18 protein-coding genes and 4 pseudogenes are annotated in these 22,322 nt (G+C 65.8%); 8 read left to right on the top strand and 14 right to left on the bottom strand.

Annotated features, from left to right (window positions below):
- Positions 1–5: 5 nt before the first annotated feature.
- From BM396_RS31810 to BM396_RS32655, 4 genes and pseudogenes are all read left to right on the top strand, one after another.
- Positions 6–173, top strand: a pseudogene (locus tag BM396_RS31810) (IS5/IS1182 family transposase); the annotation flags it as partial.
- A 586-nt stretch (positions 174–759) separates the two neighbouring features.
- Positions 760–1,089: pseudogene (locus tag BM396_RS05270) on the top strand (IS3 family transposase); the annotation flags it as partial.
- Between the two features lie 288 nt (positions 1,090–1,377).
- Positions 1,378–2,135, top strand: a pseudogene (locus BM396_RS05265) (IS5 family transposase).
- A 179-nt stretch (positions 2,136–2,314) separates the two neighbouring features.
- On the top strand, positions 2,315–2,452 hold the full coding sequence (locus BM396_RS32655; RefSeq protein WP_170867468.1) for a hypothetical protein: 138 nt from the start codon (positions 2,315–2,317) through the stop codon (positions 2,450–2,452).
- 396 nt (positions 2,453–2,848) lie between these two features.
- Here BM396_RS32655 and BM396_RS05260 read toward each other — a convergent pair whose 3' ends face one another.
- The 4 genes and pseudogenes from BM396_RS05260 to BM396_RS05245 all read right to left on the bottom strand — a co-directional run.
- A complete protein-coding gene (locus BM396_RS05260; RefSeq protein ID WP_043347259.1) occupies positions 2,849–3,031 on the bottom strand; it encodes a hypothetical protein in 183 nt (60 codons plus the stop codon).
- A gap of 27 nt (positions 3,032–3,058) precedes the next feature.
- Positions 3,059–3,760: a GntR family transcriptional regulator gene (locus BM396_RS05255; RefSeq protein ID WP_051975917.1), complete on the bottom strand. Its 702-nt coding sequence runs from the start codon at positions 3,758–3,760 to the stop codon at positions 3,059–3,061.
- Positions 3,761–4,047: 287 nt separating this feature from the next.
- Entirely contained in the window at positions 4,048–5,349 is a 1,302-nt protein-coding gene (oxlT, locus tag BM396_RS05250) for an oxalate/formate MFS antiporter (RefSeq protein WP_051044668.1), read from the bottom strand.
- Positions 5,350–5,602: 253 nt separating this feature from the next.
- Positions 5,603–6,040 (bottom strand): annotated as a pseudogene (locus tag BM396_RS05245) (pirin family protein); the annotation flags it as partial.
- A 190-nt stretch (positions 6,041–6,230) separates the two neighbouring features.
- Between BM396_RS05245 and BM396_RS05240 the strand changes: the two are divergent.
- Together BM396_RS05240 and BM396_RS05235 are read left to right on the top strand one after the other, a co-directional pair.
- Positions 6,231–6,866, top strand: a complete 636-nt coding sequence (locus BM396_RS05240; protein WP_043378900.1) for an NAD(P)-dependent oxidoreductase — start codon at positions 6,231–6,233, stop codon at positions 6,864–6,866.
- A 99-nt stretch (positions 6,867–6,965) separates the two neighbouring features.
- The gene (locus BM396_RS05235; protein WP_043378897.1) at positions 6,966–8,396 is read left to right on the top strand and encodes an 8'-apo-carotenoid 13,14-cleaving dioxygenase; all 1,431 of its coding nucleotides are present in this window, start codon (positions 6,966–6,968) and stop codon (positions 8,394–8,396) included.
- Positions 8,397–8,649: 253 nt separating this feature from the next.
- Here the strand turns inward: BM396_RS05235 and BM396_RS05230 are convergent, their stop codons facing one another.
- Positions 8,650–9,348, bottom strand: coding sequence for an SDR family NAD(P)-dependent oxidoreductase (locus tag BM396_RS05230; RefSeq protein WP_244538808.1), 699 nt, complete (start codon positions 9,346–9,348; stop codon positions 8,650–8,652).
- Positions 9,349–9,374: 26 nt separating this feature from the next.
- Entirely contained in the window at positions 9,375–10,010 is a 636-nt protein-coding gene (locus tag BM396_RS05225) for a DUF938 domain-containing protein (RefSeq protein WP_043378892.1), read from the bottom strand.
- Positions 10,011–10,499: 489 nt separating this feature from the next.
- On the opposite strand from BM396_RS05225, the gene BM396_RS05220 reads away from it, so the two are divergent.
- Together BM396_RS05220 and BM396_RS05215 are read left to right on the top strand one after the other, a co-directional pair.
- The gene (locus BM396_RS05220) at positions 10,500–11,474 is read left to right on the top strand and encodes a formylglycine-generating enzyme family protein (protein ID WP_244538807.1); all 975 of its coding nucleotides are present in this window, start codon (positions 10,500–10,502) and stop codon (positions 11,472–11,474) included.
- Positions 11,471–14,002: an arylsulfatase gene (locus BM396_RS05215; RefSeq protein ID WP_081948551.1), complete on the top strand. Its 2,532-nt coding sequence runs from the start codon at positions 11,471–11,473 to the stop codon at positions 14,000–14,002. Before BM396_RS05220 ends, BM396_RS05215 begins: the two co-directional genes overlap by 4 nt.
- Before the next feature lie 468 nt (positions 14,003–14,470).
- On the opposite strand, the gene BM396_RS05210 is transcribed toward BM396_RS05215, so the two are convergent.
- The 8 genes from BM396_RS05210 to BM396_RS05175 all read right to left on the bottom strand — a co-directional run bounded on the left by BM396_RS05210 (position 14,471) and on the right by BM396_RS05175 (position 22,307).
- Positions 14,471–15,457 carry a SphA family protein gene (locus BM396_RS05210; protein WP_244538806.1) on the bottom strand — a complete coding sequence of 329 codons (987 nt, stop codon included), beginning with the start codon at positions 15,455–15,457 and terminating at the stop codon, positions 14,471–14,473.
- Between the two features lie 388 nt (positions 15,458–15,845).
- Positions 15,846–17,153, bottom strand: coding sequence for an MSMEG_0569 family flavin-dependent oxidoreductase (locus BM396_RS05205; protein WP_051975916.1), 1,308 nt, complete (start codon positions 17,151–17,153; stop codon positions 15,846–15,848).
- A 37-nt stretch (positions 17,154–17,190) separates the two neighbouring features.
- A complete protein-coding gene (locus BM396_RS05200) occupies positions 17,191–17,472 on the bottom strand; it encodes an MSMEG_0570 family nitrogen starvation response protein (RefSeq protein WP_043378887.1) in 282 nt (93 codons plus the stop codon).
- The gene (locus tag BM396_RS05195; protein WP_043378886.1) at positions 17,465–18,640 is read right to left on the bottom strand and encodes an MSMEG_0565 family glycosyltransferase; all 1,176 of its coding nucleotides are present in this window, start codon (positions 18,638–18,640) and stop codon (positions 17,465–17,467) included. Before BM396_RS05195 ends, BM396_RS05200 begins: the two co-directional genes overlap by 8 nt.
- Positions 18,637–19,632, bottom strand: a complete 996-nt coding sequence (locus tag BM396_RS05190; protein WP_043378884.1) for a sll0787 family AIR synthase-like protein — start codon at positions 19,630–19,632, stop codon at positions 18,637–18,639. The genes BM396_RS05195 and BM396_RS05190 overlap by 4 nt, the downstream gene beginning before the upstream one ends.
- A complete protein-coding gene (locus tag BM396_RS05185; protein WP_043378882.1) occupies positions 19,632–20,177 on the bottom strand; it encodes an MSMEG_0567/Sll0786 family nitrogen starvation N-acetyltransferase in 546 nt (181 codons plus the stop codon). The genes BM396_RS05190 and BM396_RS05185 overlap by 1 nt, the downstream gene beginning before the upstream one ends.
- A complete protein-coding gene (locus BM396_RS05180; RefSeq protein WP_043378880.1) occupies positions 20,174–21,277 on the bottom strand; it encodes an MSMEG_0568 family radical SAM protein in 1,104 nt (367 codons plus the stop codon). Before BM396_RS05180 ends, BM396_RS05185 begins: the two co-directional genes overlap by 4 nt.
- Positions 21,231–22,307 (bottom strand): Nit6803 family nitrilase, encoded by a 1,077-nt coding sequence (locus BM396_RS05175; protein ID WP_043378877.1) that lies wholly within the window; start codon positions 22,305–22,307, stop codon positions 21,231–21,233. Before BM396_RS05175 ends, BM396_RS05180 begins: the two co-directional genes overlap by 47 nt.
- Positions 22,308–22,322: the final 15 nt, after the last annotated feature.

Genomic DNA, 22,322 nt, shown 5'->3' with positions numbered 1-22,322 from the left:
TTACTGAGCGCCCGTTCGGAACACTGAAGATCTGGATGGGTGCAGTACACTTCCTGGCCCGGATCCCAGCGAAGGTCGGGGCCGGAATGAGCTTGCAGGTTCTGGCCTACACCATGAAGCGGATGATCCAGATCTTTGGGGTCCGTCCGCTGATGGCGGCGATCCGAACCTGAGGCCCGCCACCGCGCTCCGGGAGGCTACTCCGAGCATCTCCCAAACCTTGGGGATCCGCGTTCTCACACCGCCTCGGTCGATAGAGGCCGTCCGCCTTCTGGCGGACCGAACATCTAGCCGCTCTCAGCCGCAACCATGCGCCAGAGCTCATCGCGACCATCGGCCGGCAGGGCAGCACGCCCTTTCAATTGGCGGTGGAGATACACGACCAGGTGGGGAGCAGGGCAGGGGAGGGGGCCGAGCGACTCACTCGATGGACAGCAGACTCAGTATCGGATTGAAAAAAATTAACAGATAAGAAAGGGCGTATACGAATTAAATCTAGGATAAAAGCTATTAATTCTGTATATTTGCATAAAAAAATTATGAAATTCGCTTTATGTTTGTCGATATAGCGCCGAGCAATTGATTATATAATTCAAATCATGATTACACCCAGAGGACAATTTTGATGCGGTCACCCATCGAAGCAGCAGGGCCGGGCGCTTTCGTCGAGAGAAAGCGTGGTGCCCTCCCCTGAACATCTGAGAGCGAATCTGCCCATCCGGCGGTGACTCGATTTGGTGGCCCGCACGCAGGTGGGTTGGACGCTACGGCTACCCCGCCGCGTCACGGCGCTACTGCAAGCAAATGGCTGGCAGGCCGGCAAGGATCGGATCCAGCGTTACCCTCGCGTCGCGAGGCGCTTAAGGTCCCCAAAAAGCACAGGCCGCACAGCCGACTGTGGCTCAACGACGGCTCGTGTACGCGCCTGCGGCCGCTCTATAGCGACCATGTCTGGAACTTCGAATTGGTCGCTGGCGCGCCCATCTCCGGCTCGTGCAGACGCACGACGGGCAGAGCCGACGAGCCTGACGCTGATCAACGAACACTGCTGGGCCGCCCTGGCTGAAGGCGGCACAGCGGATCAACAGTCAGGAGGTCTGCCGCGGCTAGCGTCATCGGATGGAGCACGCGACGTTTCGAAGCCGCCGAGCTTCCGTCGCCAACTTGCTCGCACGACATGGCGAGTGGGTGCCTCGCGATGAACTTACGACAAGGCGACACCGAGGCCGGTTCAGAGCTTCGTGAGAGGGCGATGTTGTGCACGGCGGCCGGCTGGGGCTACCCTAGGTCGTTGCCTTAGGGTGTGAACCGAACCAAGCCATTGCACGGTTTGGCGGTTTGTGATTCCAGGCGGCCGTTTGCGGCCTGGAGGTGCCGATGGCGAACCTGTTCTGGTTCTCGGATGAGCAGTGGGCGGTGATCGAGCCGTTCATGCCCAGGGACCAGCCCGGACCTGAGCGGAAAGACGACCGGCAGATCATCTCGGGCATCCTGCATGTCCTGACGTGAGGCTGCCGCTGGCGCGACGGCCCGACCGCGTATGGCCCGCGCACGACGGTCTACAACCGCTTTAACCGCTGGTCGCGGCGCGGCTTCTGGAAGGCGATGCTGACCGCGCTGGCCAAGGCCGGGTGGGCTGGCGATGCGGCCGCTCTCGACAGCAGCTACGTCCGGGCTCACCGGTCTGCCCATGGCGGGAACGGGGGGCGAGGGCGCAGGCCATCGGCCCGTCGCGCGGTGGTCAAACGACCGAGATCCACGCCCTCACCGATGTCCTCGGCCGGCCCGGCGTCCTCCTGCTGACGCCGGGCAACGCCAGCGACGTGACGACTGCCCCAGCGATGCTGGCCGAGGCGCCGGGCCGGATCCGCCGTTTGAGCGCTGACAAGGGCTACGATGCCGACTGGCTGCGCACCGACCTCCGCAACAGCGGGGTCGCCCCAGTTATCCCGGGCAAACGCGGTCGCAAGCGTCGGATCCACCATGACAAGCCCCGCTGTCGGGAGCCTTGGCGCATCGAGGCGATGTTCAACCGCCTCAAAAACCTCCCTCGCATCGCCACGCGCTACGACAAGCTCGCCCGCAACTACGCCTCAGCCCTCGCTCTGGCCGCCGTCGTCGCGTTCTGGTGCTGATCGCGTCCGGACCCTAGCGGCACCCCGACTTGACGCTTCGCATGACGGCACTCGGCAGACGCCCCTCATCCCGATCTGCTCATGCAATCTCTGCATATCGGGCTTGGGGTATGTGGCATACCAAGCAAGGCGTGCAGTGCGATATCGCTTCTTGCGCACCGCACAACAGGACGCCGCCGATGACCCTGCTCGCCGCTCTCGCTCTCCTCCCCGTTGCCGCCATCGCCAACTTCGCAGTCGTGGTCGCGCTCGCCAATCACTTCGACGGCGACAAGCCGGCCGCGGGCTTCACCGGCCCGGTCCCGACCCTGGCCTAAACCATGACGGGCCGCGTCACGCGGCCTCGCTTGAGGATGTCCCGGAATTCGGTTCGGCCGGCAGGTGAGGCTCCGGGATTCATTCGCCCGCCTGCGTGACCACCTCAGCGAATGCCCGGGGCGTCAACGGACGAGAGGCTGCCCGTGCACGGAAGCCGCCTCGATCCTGGCAGTTCGCGTTTGTCCCCGACGAAGCACCGTTGGTCTCCACAGGAGGCGCGGAGACGCCGTCCGCTTCAGGGCATGTCTGTCCCGGAAGCGGTGTGACGGACATCTCCCTCCGCAGACGCCGGAAGGCCCTTCAGACGCATCGAGAGCGGACCGATCGACTGTCGGTGGCACTGGGCTGGTTCGCTGCCGCACGTGAAGAGGCCGATCCTGCTTGCGCTGTGTCTGTCATTCGGCGAGCACGAAGGCGAGGCCGAGGATCGCCACAAGCACCGCTCCGCCCGCGAGTTCCTCACGCGGCTCTTCTGCAAAACGCGGCGACCGGCTTGCGCTGGCAACGCCCGCTCCGACGAGGCCGATGATCAGGAAGCCGAGGCCGAGCAGGTCGGTGGTCTGAACGGACGGTAGCATGGGTCGATCCTCCGTCAGAGATGTCCCTTATTCCTCTGGCCACGCCCAATGTGCTTCGACGTGGGCGATCAAACCAAGTGCATGATCGCGAACGAGGACCGCAGCCTGATCGGCGTCGCGTTCCTGCAGCGCGGTGATGATGGCGGCATGCTCGCGCATCGAGACTTCATACCGCCCCGACCGATGGAGGAAGGCCGATCGAACCGCCCGCATGTGGATGAACAGGTTGGTCGTCATCTCGACCATCAATCCACAGCCGCCGAGACGGATGATCATCTGGTGAAAATCGAGGTTGGCTTCCTCATAAGCGGTCAAATGAACAGGCAATGCCGAGGGATCGAAATCCTGGAAGACTTTGCTCAGGTCGCGGAGATCGGCGTCCGTGGCGTGCGTGGCGGCGGCATGAGCTGCCGAGCCCTCCAGCGCGGCCCAGACCCTGATCATCTCGATGACTTCGCGCTTGGTCTTGCGCGTCACGAAGAGTCCGCGGCGTGGCACCGTGCACACGAAGCCCTCCCGTTCCAGAAGCGTCAGGGCTTCTCGCACTGGCGTCCGGCTGATGCCGAGATCTTGCGCAATCTGGTGTTCGTTCAGCCGGATCTGTGCCGATCCGTCGTAGAGATCCATCGCGAGGATCGATCGCTTGATGCGGTCATAGGCCTGCTCACGCAGGCTCACAGTCTGTCCGATCGAGATTAGACCCAAAGAGGTCCCAGGTGGCTGCAGCACAGTCGAGCTCCGAGAGCGCCGAAAAATCGATCTTGGCATCAAATCCGAGGAACGCGCCGGAGCGCACCTGGGAGGCCGCTTGAAAATGGGGGACCTGGAGAGCGGTGCCTGAAGCGATGGTGGCTGGAGGCCCGAGTGTTCCGGGCTGTCTGCGACGCGCATGCGTCCCGGAGATGCGATAGCATGCGGATGCCGCAACTTGGCCGGTCAGCACGACCCCGGCTCCGGAATTCCGGAGCCGGGGCCTTGAGGCTTTCGCCGGGCCTCGGCGTGGCCGAGCCCGACGTTCAGGCGTGAGCCAGCGCCAGCTTGGGAGCCGCCGCGTCGTTGTTTGCCTTGTGGTGCTGCTTGAGCATCGGCCGCAGCACCGCGATCGCCAGCAAGGCGGCGATCAGGTCCATGCTCGCCACCGTGTACAGGACCGTGGCCCAGGTGCCGGTCGCCTGCATGATCAGGTTGCCCACCGGCACGAACAGCGCCGCGAAGCCTTTGGCGCAGTAGAGCACGCCGTAAATTTTGCCGATGTGCTTGGAGCCGAACGTGTCGGCAGCGGTGGCGCTGAACAGCGAGTAGACCTCGCCCCAGGCCAGGAACACCACCCCGGACAGGATGACGAAGGCCCAAGGATTGGAACCGAAATAGCCCAGTGCCACGATGCCGATACCCTCCATCGCGAACGCGATGAACATGGTCTTCTCCCGTCCGATCCGGTCCGAGATGAAGCCGAAGAGCGGGCGCGAGATGCCGTTCATGATCCGGTCGAGCATCAGCGCAAAGGGCAGCGCCGCCATGGCAAAGAAGTACAGGTTGACCTGGAAGTTCTTCACCCCGAGATCCTGCGCGATCACGCCGAGCTGGGCCACCGCCATCAGGCCGCCCGTCACCGTGCAGGTGAACATCAGCAGCATCACATAGAAGACGGGGGTGCGCAGCGCCTCGGCCAGCGTGTAGTCGCGCCGCGACTGAAGGACCTTGGTGGAGAATGGCACCTGGTTCTTGAGTGGCGCGCGCATGGCGATGGCGGCGGCCATGATGATCGCGCCCTGGATCAGACCGAAGATGAAAAAGGCCTGGGCGTAATTGCCGCCGTCGATCATCTTGGCGATCGGCAGGATGGTGAGTGCGGAGCCGGCGCCGTAGCCGCCCGCCGTGAGGCCGACCGCCAGGCCGCGCTTGTCGGGGAACCACTTGAGCGCGTTGTTGACGCAGGTGGCGTAGACGCAGCCGACGCCGATACCGCCGGCCACGGAGCCGAGATAGAAGCCGCTCAAGCTCGTGGCGTAGGAGTTGATGACCCAGGCCAGGCCCGTCATCAGACCGCCGAACATGACGACGCGGCTGGGACCGTACTTGTCGATGAAGTACCCCTCGATCGGGGTCAGCCAGGTCTGGACGACGACGAAGATCGTGAAGGCGACCTGGATCGCGGCGCGGTCCCAGTTGAAGGTCTTCTGAATCTCGGGGACGAACAGCGTCCACGCATACTGGATGTTGGCCGCTGCAACCATGCAGATCACGCCAAGCACAATTTGTAGCCATCGATTGGTATTGGGCGTTGCCGTACCCGGCACGGCATCTGGCATGGCCATGAGCTTCCTCCCTCGTCCCTGCGCTGACATTCGGCGACGTGCTGTAGTATTGGCGTGCACGTCGGCGGGTTGCTTGCCCGTGCCGGAACCATCTCGCGGGTTCCGAGATTGACTTGGCGGCATGCATTATTCTGTGTGCCAGGATCATATGGCAAGCGAAATAATTCATTTTTTGTTGTCGACAGCGCGGGATGAAAAGTCGGTTCTGCGCGTGCATCCCGATCGGAGATCGCGACCCGTCAGCGTGATCCGCGAAGGTCGACGCCGCGTCCTCGTGGCTCTCCGGCAGAGCGAACCTAGTCTGGATCCCGAACAGGCTGTTCGGCCCGCCGCGCGCCGTCGCCATAATGTGCTCCGAATGGGCGACTCGGCGGCCCGCGACCATCCAGTCCAATGCGCCCGGACGGATGACTCGATCGGCCCCGGGGCGGGTCCGGCGATGGACGTCGCCGCGGCAAAGGCCGGTCACGGTGGCGAGACCGATCTGCGGATGCGGCCAGACATCGATACCCTGGCCCGTCAGACGTGCGGCGGGGCCGGCTTGGTGGAAGACCCTGCATTGCGGGACCGTCCGGCGATCCGGTGCCGGCACGGCGCGTCGAATTTCGAAGCCGCCGAGATCCTTTGCACGGAGACTGATGAGCGTCTCGGTCGCGTCGACGCCCACCTCATTGCGGCAACGCGGCTCCAGAACTTGATCCCGCTCATGGCGTCATACTCTCGGTCTGGTTCGGCCGCCCACGATCGTTGCCAAAGGCCTGTGAACAAGCGCCATTCCCCCTTCGGGCCACTCAGACCCGACAGGCCCCGGTCAAGGGGCCACATAGCGCGGCTTCCCGCCATGCGGTCTTGTCGAACACCACGGTGGTGAGGAACCAAGCATGGCACATGTTCTCGTCATAGGCGCCAGCAAGGGCATCGGGCTGGAGACCACAAAGGCGGCTCTGGCGGCCGGGCACCGTGTGCGCGCCTTCGCGCGGTCCGCAGCCGGCATCGGTCTGTCGGATCCGAGCTTGGAACGGTTTACGGGCGACGCAGTGAATGCGGCCGATGTCGCCGCCGCCCTCGATGGCGTGGATGTCGTGGTGCAGGCGCTGGGCGTACCGATCAGGGATCTCATCAGGCCCGTCCGCTTGTTCTCGGAAGCGACCAACCTTCTCGTGCCCGCAATGGAGACCGCCGGGGTGAAACGGCTGATCGCCGTCACCGGTTTCGGTGCGGGCGACAGCCGGGATGCGATCGGACTTCTCCAGCAACTGCCATTCCGTTTGGTGTTCGGACGCGCCTACGACGACAAGGACGCGCAGGAGATGCGCATCCGCAGGAGCAGCCTCGATTGGACGCTCGTCAGGCCCGGCGTCCTGACGCCCGGCGCCGCGACAGGCCGCTACAAGGTCCTGACCGAGCCCGCGTCCTGGCGAAACGGCCTGATCTCTCGAGCCGACGTGGCAGGGTACATCGTCGCCCAGATCGACCATCCGTCCCACGAGCGGAAAGCCGTCGTCCTGGTCCGGTAGGCCGGAGGTCGCAGACTTGCCCGCTCCGCATCGTCGGAGCCGGGTCGCCCTCGACATGAGGGCATCTCTGCCCATGACGCACCCAAGGGATAGCTCCCGATGCCAAATCCCATTCGATCCGCCGTCCGCGCTGTCCTCGAAGGCGGCGTCGAACTGGTGGCTGCCTACAACCGGGCGCGGCTGCCAAAGACCCCGAACCCCTTCGTGATCGGCATCCACGAGCCGATGCGGGAGGAGCTGACGCTGCAGGACCTCGCCGTGATCGGCTCGATACCGACCCAGCTCGACGGTCGGTACCTCAAGATGGGCGCGAACCCCGTGCGGCCCGCGTCGGGCGGTCACAACTGGTTTCTCGGCGACGGCATGGTGCACGGTCTCGCCATCAAGGATGGCAAAGCCTTGTGGTACCGCAATCGGTGGATCGGCTCGCGCACGGCCGCCGCCGCCCTCGGTCGGCCCGCCGCACCCGGCCCGCGTCGGGGCGCAAACGACACCGTCAACACCAACGTCGTCGATATCGGGGGCCGCGCCTTCGCGGTCGTCGAAGCAGGCAGCTTCCCTGTCGAACTCTCCGACACCCTGGAGACGCAACGCTACAATCCGTTCGAGGGCACGCTCGCCGGATCCTTCACCGGTCATCCGCACCGCGATCCGATCACCGGCGAGACCCACGCGATCGCCTATGAAGGGCGTGTCTGGGACGCCATCCGCCACGTCGTCGTCTCGGCGACCGGCAAGGTGGTCCGCGACGTACCGATCGCGGTCCAGCACGGTCCCTGCGTCCACGACTGCGCGATCACGGCACGCTTCGTGATCGTGCTCGACCTTCCCGTCACCTTCTCGATGCGGGCGGTGCTCGCCGGCCACCGCTTCCCGTTTCGCTGGAACAGCGCTCACCGCGCCCGGGTCGGGCTGCTTCCACGGCACGGGCGCGCCACCGACATCGTGTGGTGCGACGTCGAGCCGTGCTTCGTCTTCCATGCCGTCAACGCCTTCGACGGTGAGGATGGGCGCGTGATCCTCGACGTGATCGCCTATCCGACGATGTTCGCCTCGGAGGGCGGCGAACTCGACACGCTGGGTCGGCTTGAGCGCTGGACCCTGGACCCCACGACGCAACGCGTCGAGCGTCGCGTGCTCGACCAAGCCGCGCAGGAGTTTCCCCGCATCGACGAGCGCCGCTTCGGACAGAGATATCGGTATGCCTACACGGTGTCCGTACCCGCAGACGGCAATCCGCAGCTTGCCGGCGCGACGACGCTCTACAAGCATGATCTTGAGACGGGTGAGCGCCGCGTGCACCCGTTCGGCGAGCATCACGTCCCGGGCGAGTTCGTGTTCGTGCCTGCAAGCGAAGGTGCTGGTGAGGACGAAGGCTGGCTGATGGGCTTCGTGATCGACACGGCGCATGAAACGACGGACTTTGCGATCCTCGATGCTCGCTCGTTCGAGGCGCCCCCCATGGCGATTGTCCGGCTCGGGCACCGGATCCCGCCAGGTTTCCACGGAAACTGGTTTCCGATGCCCTGAGCCGGACAGGCCGCACACAGGCAAGGCTTGCAGGTCCGACCGACCGCGCGAGCCGGCGTCCATGTCCCCCGACGAGACAGTGCCGACGACAACCGAGGGACCCCGGCCGCTTCAGGGTCCGAAGGACTTTGCCTCACAAAACCGAAAGGGGCGCATTCTGGATGCGAATATGCTGGCCACGCGAAGACCAGACGTTGGCCTCTGCTGATCCCCCCGGCATAAACCGTATGACGCGCGCCAGCGGGTGCCGCGCCTAGGCTGGGATACGCGTGCCGTCCCAGGCGAAGACGCCTCCGGTATCCTTCACTTCGAGGTCGCCGAGCACGCGCAGGAGATGAGCCGCACTCTCATCGGGCTGAAAGACACCCTCGGCACTCGGGTCGGGCCGGAAGGGCCGCGACAGGTTGGAGGCGACTGTGCCCGGATGCAGGCCGACGACGATTGCGTCCGGTCGGCTGCGGGCCACCTCGATCGAGAGGGTCCGTAGGATCTGGTTCAAAGCCGCCTTCGAGGCGCGATAGGCGTACCAGCCCCCGAGCCGATTATCTTCGATGGATCCGACCCGCGCCGACAACGCCGCGAACACGCACCGTCCCTCCCGCGCCAGCGACGGCACGAAATGCTTGGCGACGAGCGCAGGGCCGATCGTGTTGATTGAAAGGACGGCGGCCATGGCGGCGGGATCGAGCGCCTTGAGCGCCTTCTCGGGCAAGACGCCCTCCTGATGGAGGATGCCGGTCGCGACGATGATCAGACCGGCTGATCCGGCCGCACCGACCTTGGCCGCGGCCGTCGCGATCGATGCCTCGTCGCCCAGATCGATCGGGTGGGTGCGGACGCCACGCGGGACTGACGGCTGCGAGCGGGAGAGCGCGAAGATCGGCGCATAGGCCTCACTCGCGGCGAGTCGGGAGACCAGGGCTTGGCCGATGCCGCCGGAAGCGCCGATCACGACTGCGCTTGTCGAGGTCGATGAGGTCAAAGCGATGCCTCCCGGACAGGCGCAGGGGATTGGCCTGTCTTCCGGAAGATCAGGCTCAGATTGTTGGCCGGCATCGCGACGCGCTCGATAAGGTGTAGCCCCTGCGCCCCGGCGGCGGCCGCGACGGCCTCGATGTCACGCACACCCCAGGACGCGTTCCTCGCTCGCAGGCTGTCATCGAACGCTGTGTTGCTCGGCGCGGTGTGGGCACCATTCTCTCGGAACGGACCGTAGAGATAGAGAACGCCCCCCGCCGGAAGCGTTGCGCCCGCGCCCGCCATCAACCCGGTGGTGGCGTCCCAGGGCGCGATATGGATCATGTTGATCGCGACGAGCGCATCGGCCCGCGCCACCGGCCATGGCGGACGGGCCGCATCGATCGCGAGCGGCGAACGAATGTTGGACAGGCCCGAGGCCCGCGCATGGGCGCCGATGCTGCGGCGCGCCGCTTCGTCTGGATCGCTGGGCTGCCAATCGAGCGCGGGCATCGCATTGGCGAAGTGAACGGCGTGCTCACCAGACCCGCTTGCGATCTCGAGAACGAGGCCGTCGGGCGGCATGATGCGCTTCAGGACTTCGACGATGGGTCCGGCGTTGCGAGCCACGGCCGGCGAAAACAGAGCGTCTGACATGGAGCGCCTTTAGCGCCTTTCCGTAAGGGCCGCACGGCTTACCCGCACGGCGTGCCCGTTCTCCGCCGATCACGCGCGGCACCCGAAACTGCTATCGTAACACGAGGCAGCCCGCCGGATTGGGCCGAGATCCGAACGGCGGCTTTTGGGCGTCCCAGCGGGCTAGACAGACGTCTCATATCGGCCTGTGCCGCCCCTGAACGGGCCGTCGAAAGGGGCTCTTTCGATCGGGGCTGAAGCGAAGAGTATCCGGAGAACCGGTATCTCGGCCTACGGGTGCGGACCGTGGCACGCAGGCTCAGGGAAACTTCCATCAGATCTAGCCGGATGGGACAGTGCGCTTCCGAGCCGAAACCGATCCCCTGTCCCATTCGGTCAAGCTGCCGTGCGCAGACTTGATACGTTGCTGCACGCCTTCAGCAGGCATTCTCGTTGGTCCGCGTTGAGGCGCGCGCGATGCCGAGAGCTCCCATCCTCCACCGGTTCGCCATGTCGTCAGATCCCTCGCCGGACATGGTCTTTGTGCCTGGAGGGACGTTCCGGATGGGTTCGGACCGGCACTATCCGGAAGAGGCCCCGGTCCATCGAGTCTGCATAGACGGCTTCTGGATCGACCGCACGCCGGTCACCAATGCCGATTTCCGGACCTTCGTGCGCGCCACCGGCTACGTGACGATGGCCGAGCGCCGGCCCGACCCGAAGGATTACCCCGGCGCGTTGCCGCACATGCTGAAGCCCGGCTCGCTCGTGTTCAAGCCGCCCAGGGGCGCGGTCGAACTGCACGATTGGAGCGCGTGGTGGCGCTTTAGATTCGGCGTGCATTGGCGGCGGCCCTACGGGCCGGGCTCCTCGATCGCCGGCCTTGACGATCACCCGGTGGTGCACGTCGCCTACGCCGACGCTGATGCCTACGCAGCCTGGGCCGGCAAGGTCCTTCCGACCGAGGCTGAGTGGGAATACGCCGCGCGCGGCGGTCTCGACGGGGCCGAGTTCGCCTGGGGCGACAAGCTCACGCCGGGCGGCCGGCACATGGCCAATACCTGGCAAGGCGCCTTCCCGCACGAGAATCTCGCCCTGGACGGCTACGAGCGCACCTCGCCGGTGACCGCGTTCCCGCCCAACGGCTACGGCCTGCACGACATGATCGGCAATGTCTGGGAGTGGACGACCGACTGGTACACGCCAAGGCATGAGGGCGATGCGCCCAAGGCTTGCTGTATCCCGATGAATCCGCGCGGCGGATGCGTGGAAGGCAGCTACGACCCTGGTCAGCCGGAGATCAAAATTCCCCGGAAGGTGATCAAGGGCGGTTCACACTTGTGCTCGCCAAACTACTGCCAACGCTACCGTCCGGCGGCGCGACATGCCGAGGCAGTCGACACTTCGACGAGCCATCTTGGCTTTCGTTGCGTCGTCAGATCCGGGCATCGAACGCGATCGGCCTCAGCGGGAGGACTGCGATGATCAAGAAAAGCGAGCCCTCTGAGACAGCGCCGAATATTGATTTGCCGGCGCCCCCCGAAGGCGCAACGTTCCGTCCAACCCGCCGTGCCCTGCTCTCCGGAACGGCCGCTCTGGCTGTGACAGGAACCGCTGTGCACGCGCAGCTCCGCGGAAGCCCAGGCGCGCCGAATGCCGTCGAGTTCCCGAACAGCCGTGTGTTGCCGACGCCAACGCCGCAATTCAGCGGCACGATCATGCCGACGGCAAAGGATAGCGTTGCCGCTTGGCCGCCCGCGGTTGCTGCCCCGGAGGGCGCGCCGAATGTACTTCTGATCCTGACCGACGACGTCGGTTTCGGCGCGCCGTCGACCTTCGGCGGCCTCATCCCGACCCCCGCGCTCGACAAGATCGCTGCGGCCGGTCTTCGATACACGGCTTTCCACACCACGGCCCTTTGCTCGCCCACGCGTGCAGCCATGCTCACGGGCCGCAACCATCACTCGGCAGGGACCGGAAATATCTCGGAAATGTCTTCGGGCTTTCCCGGATACAACTCGATTATTCCGCCGGAGAAAGCCACGGTGGCGCAGACGTTGCGTCTGAACGGTTATTCCACCGCCTGGTTCGGAAAAAATCACAATATCCCTGCGTGGGAAGCCAATCCCGTCGGCCCGTTCGGCAATTGGCCTGTCGGCATGGGCTTCGACTATTTCTTCGGGTTCGTCGGCGGCGATACGAGCCAATGGCAGCCGGGCAACCTTTTCCGCAACACAACACCGATCCATCCTTACGTCGGACGGAAGGATTGGAATCTCGGGACCGCGATGGCCGACGATGCCATCAGCCACATCAGGACGCTTGCGGCGGTCACGCCCAACCGTCCCTGGTTCATCCACTACGCGCCAGGCGGCACGCACGCGCCGCACCAGCCGCCGAAAGACTGGATCGAGACGTTCAAGGGCAAGTTCGACGCCGGTTGGGAAACGCTTGCCCGTCAGATCTTCGACAATCAGAAGACGCTGGGCGTGATTCCGGCGAACGCGCAATTGCCGCCGTGGCCGGATTTTCTGAAGCGGTGGGATAGCCTGTCGATCGACGAGAAGAGGCTCTTCACGCGGCAGGTGGAGGTCTATGCGGCCTATCTCGCCTACACCGACCACGAGATCGGTCGCGTCATCCAGGCGGTCGAAGATCTCGGACAGTTCGACAATACGCTGATCATCTACATCAGCGGCGATAACGGCAGCAGTGCCGAAGGCTCCATGAACGGCACGCCGAATGAGGTCGCCTATTTCAATCTTCAGTCATTCACGGTCGAGCAGCAGTTGCCGCTGATCGAGGCCTGGGGCAGCGACCGCACCTATAATCACATGGCCGTGCCATGGACGTTCGCATTCAATACGCCTTATCGCTGGACCAAACAGGTGGCGTCGCACTTCGGCGGCACACGCAATGGTATGGCAATCTCCTGGCCAAAGCGTATCGCCGACAAGGGCGGAATACGAATGCAGTTTCATCACGTGATCGATATCGTGCCAACGCTGCTCGAAGCGATCGGCATTCCACATCCCACCATGGTGAACGGGATTGCACAAGCGCCGGTGGAAGGCACCAGTGTTGTGTACACCTGGGATAAGCCCGGCGCGGATGCGCCGTCCCATCGCAAGACCCAGTATTTCGAAATCTTCGGCAACCGCGCGATCTACCACGACGGATGGGTCGCGTGCACGACACCCATAGCCACGCCGTGGAATCCAAGCGCCCCGGTTCCCGATGATGCGATCAACGGCTACAATTGGGAGCTGTACAATCTCGCGCAGGATCCCACAGAGTTGAACGATCTTGCGAGACAGGAGCCTGAGCGACTGCGTGTCATGCAGGAGCTCTGGCTTGTGGAAGCGACCCGCTATCAAGTGCTTCCTGTAAACAATTCGGTGATCACGGGTATGATCACGCCACGACCGGGCCCGGCCGCCGGCCGCAAGCAGTTCATCTATACGGCGCCGGTCTTCGGCATTCAGGCGAATTCGGCGCCCAATATCCTCAATCGCTCATATCGAATTTCGGCCGACATCGAGGTGCCGCAGGGCGGGGCCAACGGGATGCTGATTACCCAAGGCGGCCGCTTTGCCGGCTGGGGCCTGTACCTGCGCGAGGGCAAGCCTGTGTTTACAATGAACCTGCTGGGCATGGAGCGACCGAAATGGGAAGCCGCGGTCGCGCTGTTGCCCGGTCGGCACACCATTATCTTCGACTGGCAGATGGACGCGAAAGGCGGCCCGTTCTCGCGAGGCGGGTCGGGTACGCTTTCCGTCGACGGTCAGGAAGTGGCACGGCGTTCCCTGCCGCGTACGCTGCCCTTCACCTTTGCCTGGGATGAAACCCTGGATGTCGGTCTCGATACCGGTACGCCTGTCGATGACTCTGACTATCAGGTTCCATTCAACTTCACCGGCAAGCTGAATCGGATCATTGTGGACCTCGGGGAGTCGAGCGTGACGCCTGAAGCGCTCCGCGATTTTCAATCGCAGGCGCAAAAGCGCGGATGAACGATCTGCAGGCTCTGCCTGCGGCGTCATCAAACGCGCTGCAGGCCTTCTCCCAATCTGCCCGCCATTGAGAAAGTTTGTGATGTGGCCTTGCAGGGCATGAGTCACTCCTCTCCGGAGGCGATTGGCGCAGGTGGAGGCCGGGCTTGGATCGGCGTTCGGGGACGTTGTCCTTCAGCGCAGTGGCCAGCGATGCACGCTCCTCCCGCGCGGCAGGTCCGTCGGCTGCAGGCGTCCACGCAGCTTTGGCTTGTCGCCGGTCGTGTTCTGGCGCTGTCCGGGAACGCGCCGAGCAGGCTGCATGCTTGAAGAACAAGCCGGTCTGCATCGCACATCCGGGTTCACCCCACCGGCCGATGACGACGCCCGATGTCTGACCCCTCACCGTCCCACCTGGCCAAATCGACCTCGGATGTGAGGCTAGCCCGCGCGGCCGCGTTCTTGGGCAGAGATACTCCGTATCTGACGTCAAAGCTTCGTCACGAGCGGCTTATTGTCCGCCGGCTGCTGTGCCGGAGCGACCCAGAGTGGCGCAGAGATCGTCAGGTACGTTGCCGTGCCGGCGAAGCGGTTCTTGACATCGAACTCGCGGAAGAAGCGCACATTCGTCGAAACCGGGATTTCGCCCAGCTTGAAGGTGTAGCCAATCTGGGCACCGAGTGACGTGACTCGACCTTTGAACGAGCCGATCCTGTCGCCCGAACCGCTGTCGCCGGTGAGCTGGTTGTAATAGTAGCCAACGAGACCGACCGACAGTTCCTTGCTCAGGTCCTTCGAAGCCGACCATTCCAGATGGAACTCCGTGCCAGTGAGGTATTGCGTCGCTGGATTGATCCAATTGAATGTGATGCCCGGCACGACCGAGAGCTCGTAGCCGAGAAGCGGATCGAGGTAAGTGAGCGCGGCGCTGAGATCGATCGCCGGGCGATTGAGCGCGATATTGGAGAGCTGGCCGTTCTCGAAACTGCCGGACGGGACGACGCCGAGGAGCGTGCCGCTCCAGTGGAAGTTGCCGGAATGCCAGCCTACGAACGAGGCGAGATAGATGTCGCCGACGGTAAAGTTGGCGTCCCGCTCGCGGCCGGCAATGATACGGTCGATGCGCGGCGAGGCGAGGACGGCCCCGGCACTGACATTGGGTGTGCCGAACGGAATAGTGATGGAAAAGCCGAGATTGCCGCCCAGGATCTCGAACGGCGTGACCCAGATCGGCGTCACGAAGTTCGCGCTCGTGTCGTTCTTGATGTTGGCGGCGACGACGCCGCCGCCCTGGAAGAGGCGGTTTCCGCCGAAGTTGCCGGAATAGTAGTAAGTCTCGCTCTCGAAGTAGAAGCCCGGCGGCGGTGTCACCCCCGCGAGGGGGCCGCGGTTGCCGAGAACGTAGATGCCTTGCGCATATTCCGCCGCCTGCGCATCCGGCGCAGCAACAAGCCCCGTGGCGCAGGCGATGGCCAAATAAAATATTCGCCAAGCCCTGCGCATCGCAACGCCCTCAGTATATTCGACGTTGCTGAAGGGTCTCACAAATCGAATGCAGTGGCAATGGCCAAGCTAGGATTCTGGCGGCGCGCTCGTCGCGACATTATTTATTTTCCTGGGGCGAGACGGATGCAAAATCTATCATCCCGCAGGTCGATATAAAATGATCGCCCGATGTGCGCGATTCGGATCCGGGTGGCCGATTGGGCCAGGATGCTTCGTTTGCAGGAACACAGGCATCGACCGACGTGAAACGTCTTTCCTTCGAGCCGCCTACGCGAAACCCGGCCAGGCGAATACAATATAAATCTTGGGAAGTGGCGCGACTAAGACTTACAACCCGGGATGCAGCAATGTCCGCGCGTCATCGCACCGACTGTCGGAAAGCGGATGGGGTGGATGGCTTCACGGCGAATTTCAGAGCGAACCGCTCGGTACCGAGGCGCTTCTGGATGGCTTGCGCGACGAACTCGGCATCGCGGCCGACCGCGCCGAAGCGGCCCGAGCCCCAGGTGTGCAGCCAGGGCAGGCCGATGAAGTAGACACCGTCCTCCTTCGTCACCCCGCGCTTGTGCTTGGGGCTTCCTGCACCGTTGAAGACGGACGCATCGAGCCACCGGAAATCCGGCGTGAAGCCGATGCACCAGATGATCGACGTGATGCCGGAGCCCGCAAGGATAAGGCCGGTGACGGGCTCGCCCGGCTCCCAAACGGAAGTGTAGGGCTCCTGAACCGGAGCCTGGATGTCGTTCTCGGCGATGTACTTGTCGATGGCCGCGTTGATGCCGTTGTACGTCCGGTCTGCCCCGTCGAGTGAGCGCTTGAGGTTGTCGCGGAAGCGCAGCGTACCGTCGTGGTAGTCGTCCAACGCGCCGTAGAGCTTCATGCCCTCGCGGGCGAAGCGGCGCAGGTCGATGTCGCGCCCGCCGTCGCGGCCGGTCACGTAGTGGTTGGTGTTGTCGCGGACGCCGTCGCGCAGCGGGTGGTTGTCGACCGTCATCTCGTAGTAGCCCATGTCGGCGAGCCACGTGACGACGTCGCGGCCCCGGTAGAACCGGGCGCAGCGCGGCGCGTCGCCGACCGCGAGATGGACCATGCGGCCGGCGAGCTGAAGGTCTTCGGCGATCTGGGCGCCGGACTGGCCCGATCCCACCACCAGAACCGCGCCCGCGGGCAGTTGCGCCGGGTTGCGGTACTGGTTCGAGTGGATCTGCGTGACCGAACCCGGCAGCTTCTCGGCCATACGCGGGATGATCGGCGTATGATATCCGCCCGACGCGACCACGACCTCGCTCGCCGTGTAGTCGCCGTCCGAGGTCCGGACCGAGAAAAGACCATCTTCGCGGCGTTCGACCCGTGTGACTGCGACACCTTCGCGGATCGGCGGGTTCACCTTGGCGACGAAGCCCTTCAGGTAGGCGACGATCTCGTCCTTCTTCATGAACCCGTGAGGATCTGGCCCATCGTAGGGGTGCCCCGGCAGGTCACACTGCCAGTTCGGCGTGACCAGGCAGAACGTGTCCCAGCGCTGCGTGGACCATGTATGCGCCGCGGATTCCTTCTCGAACACGAGGTGCTCGATGCCGCGCTGCTTCAGGTGGTAGCTGACCGAGAGTCCGGCTTGGCCGCCACCGACGATGGCGACAGGGACGTGACGGGACGTGGATGTCATGGCTCTGACTCCGGGATGTTCCCAAGGACGCTCTGGTTCAAGGCTCGAAGGTCTCGACCGTGACGAGGCCGCCCGGGGCCTGCCGCTTCGCCGCAGCCTCGATCCGGGCGAGTTGGGCCATCGCCGACGAGCAGGCGAAGCCGTACCTCTCGCGCACCCGTTCGCTCGCGATGTTGAGGGCCGTGCGGGTCTTCTCGACGAAGTCGTCGAGGGCATAGCTCTCGCCTGGGGCGAGGAAGTCCTTCACGACGAGGGAGGGCGAGTAGCAAGCCTCGCGCCGGCCATCGGGCCAGCGGATGTGGAAATGCATCTCAGGCATGGATCGGCTCCCGTTCGACGCGGGCGCAGGCCGCGTAGGTCGTGAGGTGTCGCTCGGCGCAGGCGCGCCAGGAGTGGGTGGCGGCCCGGGCCGACCCGGCAGCGTGCAGGCCGGCGCGGGTCATCGGGGCCAGGGCGGCCGTCATGGCGCCGGCGATGTCCAGGGGATGGCCAGGATCGACGAAGAGGGCGTCGTCGCTCCGGAGATACTCGGTGAAGGGCGGCCGGCGGGAGACGATCGCCGGCAGGCCGCAGGCCATCGCCTCCAGCACGCAGAGGCCGAAGCCCTCCGTCCAAGAGGGAAAGGCGAGAACGTCCGCCGTCCGATAGAAGGCCGGCATCTCCTCCTGAGAGGCCGGCCCGGTCTCGATGACTGCCTCGCCGCGCCCGACCACAAGTCCGTGGGCGCTGAGTGCGGCGCGGCATCGGGCGCCGTAGGACGCATGATCGAGGAGCGATGCGCCGCCCACGACCACGAGCTGCGCCTGCGGGTGGCGTCTGCGCAGGAGCGCGAAGGCCTCGATGATGCCGGCGGTGTTCTTGCGCTCTTCGAATCCGCCGACGCTCAGGACGATCGGCCCGCCACCGAGGCCCCAGCGCGCCCGCACGATCGCGTCGGCTTCGGTCGGCATCGCTCGGTAGATCGACAGGTCCACCCCGTTCCCGACGACGGGGATCTCCGTACCGAGATCGCCCGCGATCCGGTCCGCCCAGGCGCGGCTGACGCAGAGCAGGCGCGTGGCCTCACGAATCGAGCGATCCTGCCAATCCGCCAGCACCGGGTCGGAGAAGCTGTCGAGGTGATGGACCGTGCGGACGAAGCCGGGGATCAAGCGGCGGTGCTTGAGCGTCGCGAGGGCATTGCCGCCGATGCCGCAATGGGCGTGAAAGACGTCGAAGTCACAGGCGGCGGGGGACGCGAAGTGGCGCAGGTAATCGTCGATCCGAGCCCGGACGAGGTCGACCGTCGTGCCGGCGACCGGCTTTGCCGCCACTGAGACCATCGGGCAGGCGGCAGGGCGAAAGAAGCCGCGCCCGGACGGATCGGGCGCGTGGACCACGGCCTCGTGCCCGAGCGCGCACAGGGCCTCGGCCAGGGCGAGGCAATGCGCGACCCCGCCCCGCGGATTGGTGGAATGCGTCAGGACGGCGATGCGCAGGGCCGTCATCGGACGGCATCCTTGTCGTCCTGGCCGCAGCCGATCAGCGGGCCGACCGCGAAGTCCCAGACCACGGCTTCCTCGCCGGAGGCATCGCGCACCCGGGCGACCCGGCTTGCATCGAGCTGACCGACCGTGGCGACCGCGATGCCCCGTTCGGCGAACCGCGCGCACAAGGCGGCCGTGCGCTCACGGCGAACGCTCAGGAGGTAGCCGAAGCTCGGAAAGGCGTTGAGCCAGCGGGCGAGCGGTACATCCGCAGGCCGTGGGATCGCGTCGAGGTCGATGACACCGCCGACCTTCGAGCATTCCAGCAGCATCAGGGCGGTGCCGACGACGCCCGCCATGCTGATGTCCTTGGCCGCCCGGCAGAACCCGTCCTCCGCGAGGCCCGGCAGCAACGCGAGATCACCGCGCAGGCGCTCGCCCGCCGTGCCGGTCGAGGCGTCCCAGTACGGGTAGGGTTCGCGGAAGCGTCCGCGCAGGCCGATCGCCGCGACGAGGTCGTCGCCGGGCGCCGCGTCGAAGCTCGTGAGCAGACGCGGCCCGGCCCGGCCGAGCACGGCGACCGCCAGGTTGCTCGCCTGGGCGCGCGTGTTGGTGTGACCGCCGACGATCGGGACCCCGTAGAGCGTTGCAGCGTCGGACAGGCCTGCCAGGATCGGGTCCGCCGCCGCGGCATCCCGGCTCCACAGCGCGTCGACCACGGCGAGCGGCCGCCCACCCATGGCGGCGATGTCGCTGAGGTTGACCATGACGCCGCAATAGCCGGCGAAATACGGATCGGCCGCGACGAAGCTGTCGAGGAAGCCTTCGATGGCGAACAGCAGGTGGCCGTCGCCGTCCGGTATGGCGGCACAATCGTCACCGACCGGCACCGCGGCGCGCCGGCTGGTCAGGCCGAGCCGCGCGACCACGGCATCGATGTCGCGCTTATGGGCGACGCCGCGCGCGTCACGGATCTGGCCGGCCAGGGCCTGGAGGTCGAAGCCCGCCGTCATCACGCGGCCTTGCGGAACGTGACGAGCCCGTGCTCCGGATCGTGCATCGGCGGGTAGGCCGCGAGGTCCGCCTGCATCAGGTGATGGGCTCGCCCGTGCAAGGCGACTTCCTCGAGGCTCGTCCAGTTCAGGGCCCGGAACAACGGGACGTTCCGGTCCTGCACATGGGCCAGGAACCGCGTGCAGCCCCGCGCATGGGCCGAGGCGACCGCGACCTGGATGAGCCCGGCGCCCAGCGCGGCGGTGCCGCGGAACGGTCCGGCGACGGCCAGGCGCGAGCCCCACCACTCGCCGGGACGCTCCGATCCGTGGTGGATGCGAACGGTGCCGACGACGGCATCGGCGTCGCCGCCGAGCGTCGAGAGGGCACAGATCGGGATGGCGTGCGCGTCGACGGCGTCCCGGTCGTCTTCGGTGAAGATGCGCTGCTCCGCGCAGAAGACCTGGCGGCGCAGCGCCTCGCAGGCGCGCCGCTCCCACGCACTCGTGGCGAACTTGATGCGGAAGTGGCTTGGCCAGTACGGCGGTACGGGTTCGAGGATCATGAGGTCGCCCTCGCGCGCTCGTAGGTGGAAAGCGCCGAGCAGGCGCCGCAGCGACCGCAGCCGGCCTTGATGTCGGTTGCGCGGAGATTCGCGCCGACCAGCATGTCCGCGAGGGGTTTGAGGATGCCGTGCATGAATTCGGGGCCGGGCGCCGGGTGGCTCTCCAGCGGCGTGCCGGAGATCGGCACGAACGGCACCACGAACGGGTAGACGCCCATCCCGATGAGGCGCTCGGCCATCTCCAGGATCGCCTCCGGCGCGTCGCCGAGGCCGGCCAGGATGTAGGTCGAGACCTGGCCCCGCCCGAAGACCGGAACGGCCGCCTCGAAGGCCGTATAGTACCGCTCCAGTGGCACGCTCGCCTTGCCGGGCATGATCCGGGCCCGGACCTCGGGCGTGACCGCCTCCAGGTGCATGCCGAGGGCGTCGATGCCCGAGGCCTTCATGCGCTCGAACCAGCGGTCGTCATCCGGCGGCTCGCATTGCGCCTGGATCGGCAGGTCGACCGCAGCTTTGACGGCGAAGGCGCTCGCGCAGAGGACGGCGGCGCCCCGGTCGGTCGCGTTCGGGGTGCCTGTGGTCATGACCATGTGCTTGACGCCGTCGAGGAGCACGGCCGCGCGGGCGACCTCGGCGAGCTGTTCGGGTGTCTTGTGCGCGACGGTGCGACCGGCGGCGAGGGACTGGCCGATGGAGCAGAACTGGCAGGTCTTCGTGCGGCTGGCGTAGCGGATACAGGTCTGGAGCACGGTGGTGGCGAGCACGTCCCGCCCGTGCAGAACGGCGATCTTCGCGTAAGGCACGCCGTCGAGGGTCGAGAGCGCGTAGAAGCGCGGCTTGCCCGGGAAGGTCGCCTGCCCGATCACCACCCCGTCATGCTCGATCGCCGAGACCCCGTTGGCGTCCGGGTGACGGACCAGGAAGGGCGAGCCGAAGGCGGCCTCGGTGTGGACCGGCACCATCACGGTGCGGCCCGCGATGGTCATGGCCTTGTGGTCCGACGGTCCGGCCCCGCCGCGGCGGCTCGGCGCCCCGGCGCGGGTGTCGGCGAGCCTAACGCCGTAGGACTGCAACGCGTTGATCAGGCGCTCCGTCGGCATCCCGACCAGTCCCGCTACCACCGGCGGACACGCGGGACGGCTCGTCGGAAGCGGAGAACGGCTCATGGTCGAGGCTCCGGAAATCGGTCTGGGAATGGATCGGCTGGTGCACGAACGAGGCCGGACGGTCGTCGTGGAGGAGGCTGAGGAGTTCGGGCCTTGCGTAGTGGCCGACCGCGTCCATCATCCGCTTGCGCTTGGTCACCAGCGCGAGGTCCATGTCGGCGACGAGGATGCCTTCGCCGGGCCCGAGGGGATCCGCGAGGTGCTTGCCCTCCGGCGAGACGATGGCGGTGCAATTGCCCCCCCGGCAGGCGCCGCGCAGGCGCTCGTCCGGGCACACCTGCGCCACCTGCGCGTCGGTGAGCCAGCCGGTGGCGTTGACCACGAAGCAGGCCGCCTCTAGCGCGTGGTGGCGGATCGTCACCTCCATCTGATCGGCGAAGATCTGGCCCACGAGCGAGCCGGGGAACTGCGCCGCGTGGATTTCCTCGTGGCGCGCCATGAGGGCGTAGCGGGCGAGGGGGTTGTAGTGCTCCCAGCACGCCAGCGCGCCGACGCGGCCGACCGCCGTCTCGACCACGGTGAGCCCGGCGCCGTCGCCCTGACCCCAGATCATGCGCTCGTGGTAGGTCGGGGTGATCTTTCGGCGCTTGAGCTTCAGGGAGCCGTCCGCATCGAAAATCAGCTGCGCGTTGTAGAGCGAGCCGTGGTCGCGCTCGTTGACCCCCAGCACGATCACGGCGCCGTGGCGGCGCGCGGCGGCCGAGACGGCCTGCGTCACGGGTCCCGGCACGGCCACCGCGCGCTCATAGAGGCGGAGGTGCTCGGCGCCCTGCAGCGCGGGCGGCAGCACGAAGGAGAAGTAGGGGTAGTAGGGGACGAAGGTCTCGGGGAAGACCATGAAGCGCGCGCCCTTCGCGGCGGCCTCGTCGATGGCGTTCAGCACCCGCTCCAGGGTCCCCTCCGGCCGGTCGAGATCCGGCGCGATCTGGACGGCGGCGGCCCGCACGATCCGGTTCTCTGACATGGTTGAACCTCCGGC

Source organism: Methylobacterium sp. UNCCL125 (assembly GCF_900116795.1).
GTDB lineage: Bacteria > Pseudomonadota > Alphaproteobacteria > Rhizobiales > Beijerinckiaceae > Methylobacterium > Methylobacterium fujisawaense.
The sequence above is the reverse complement of the archived record's forward strand: the minus strand, read 5'-3'. Positions and strand labels throughout refer to the sequence as shown.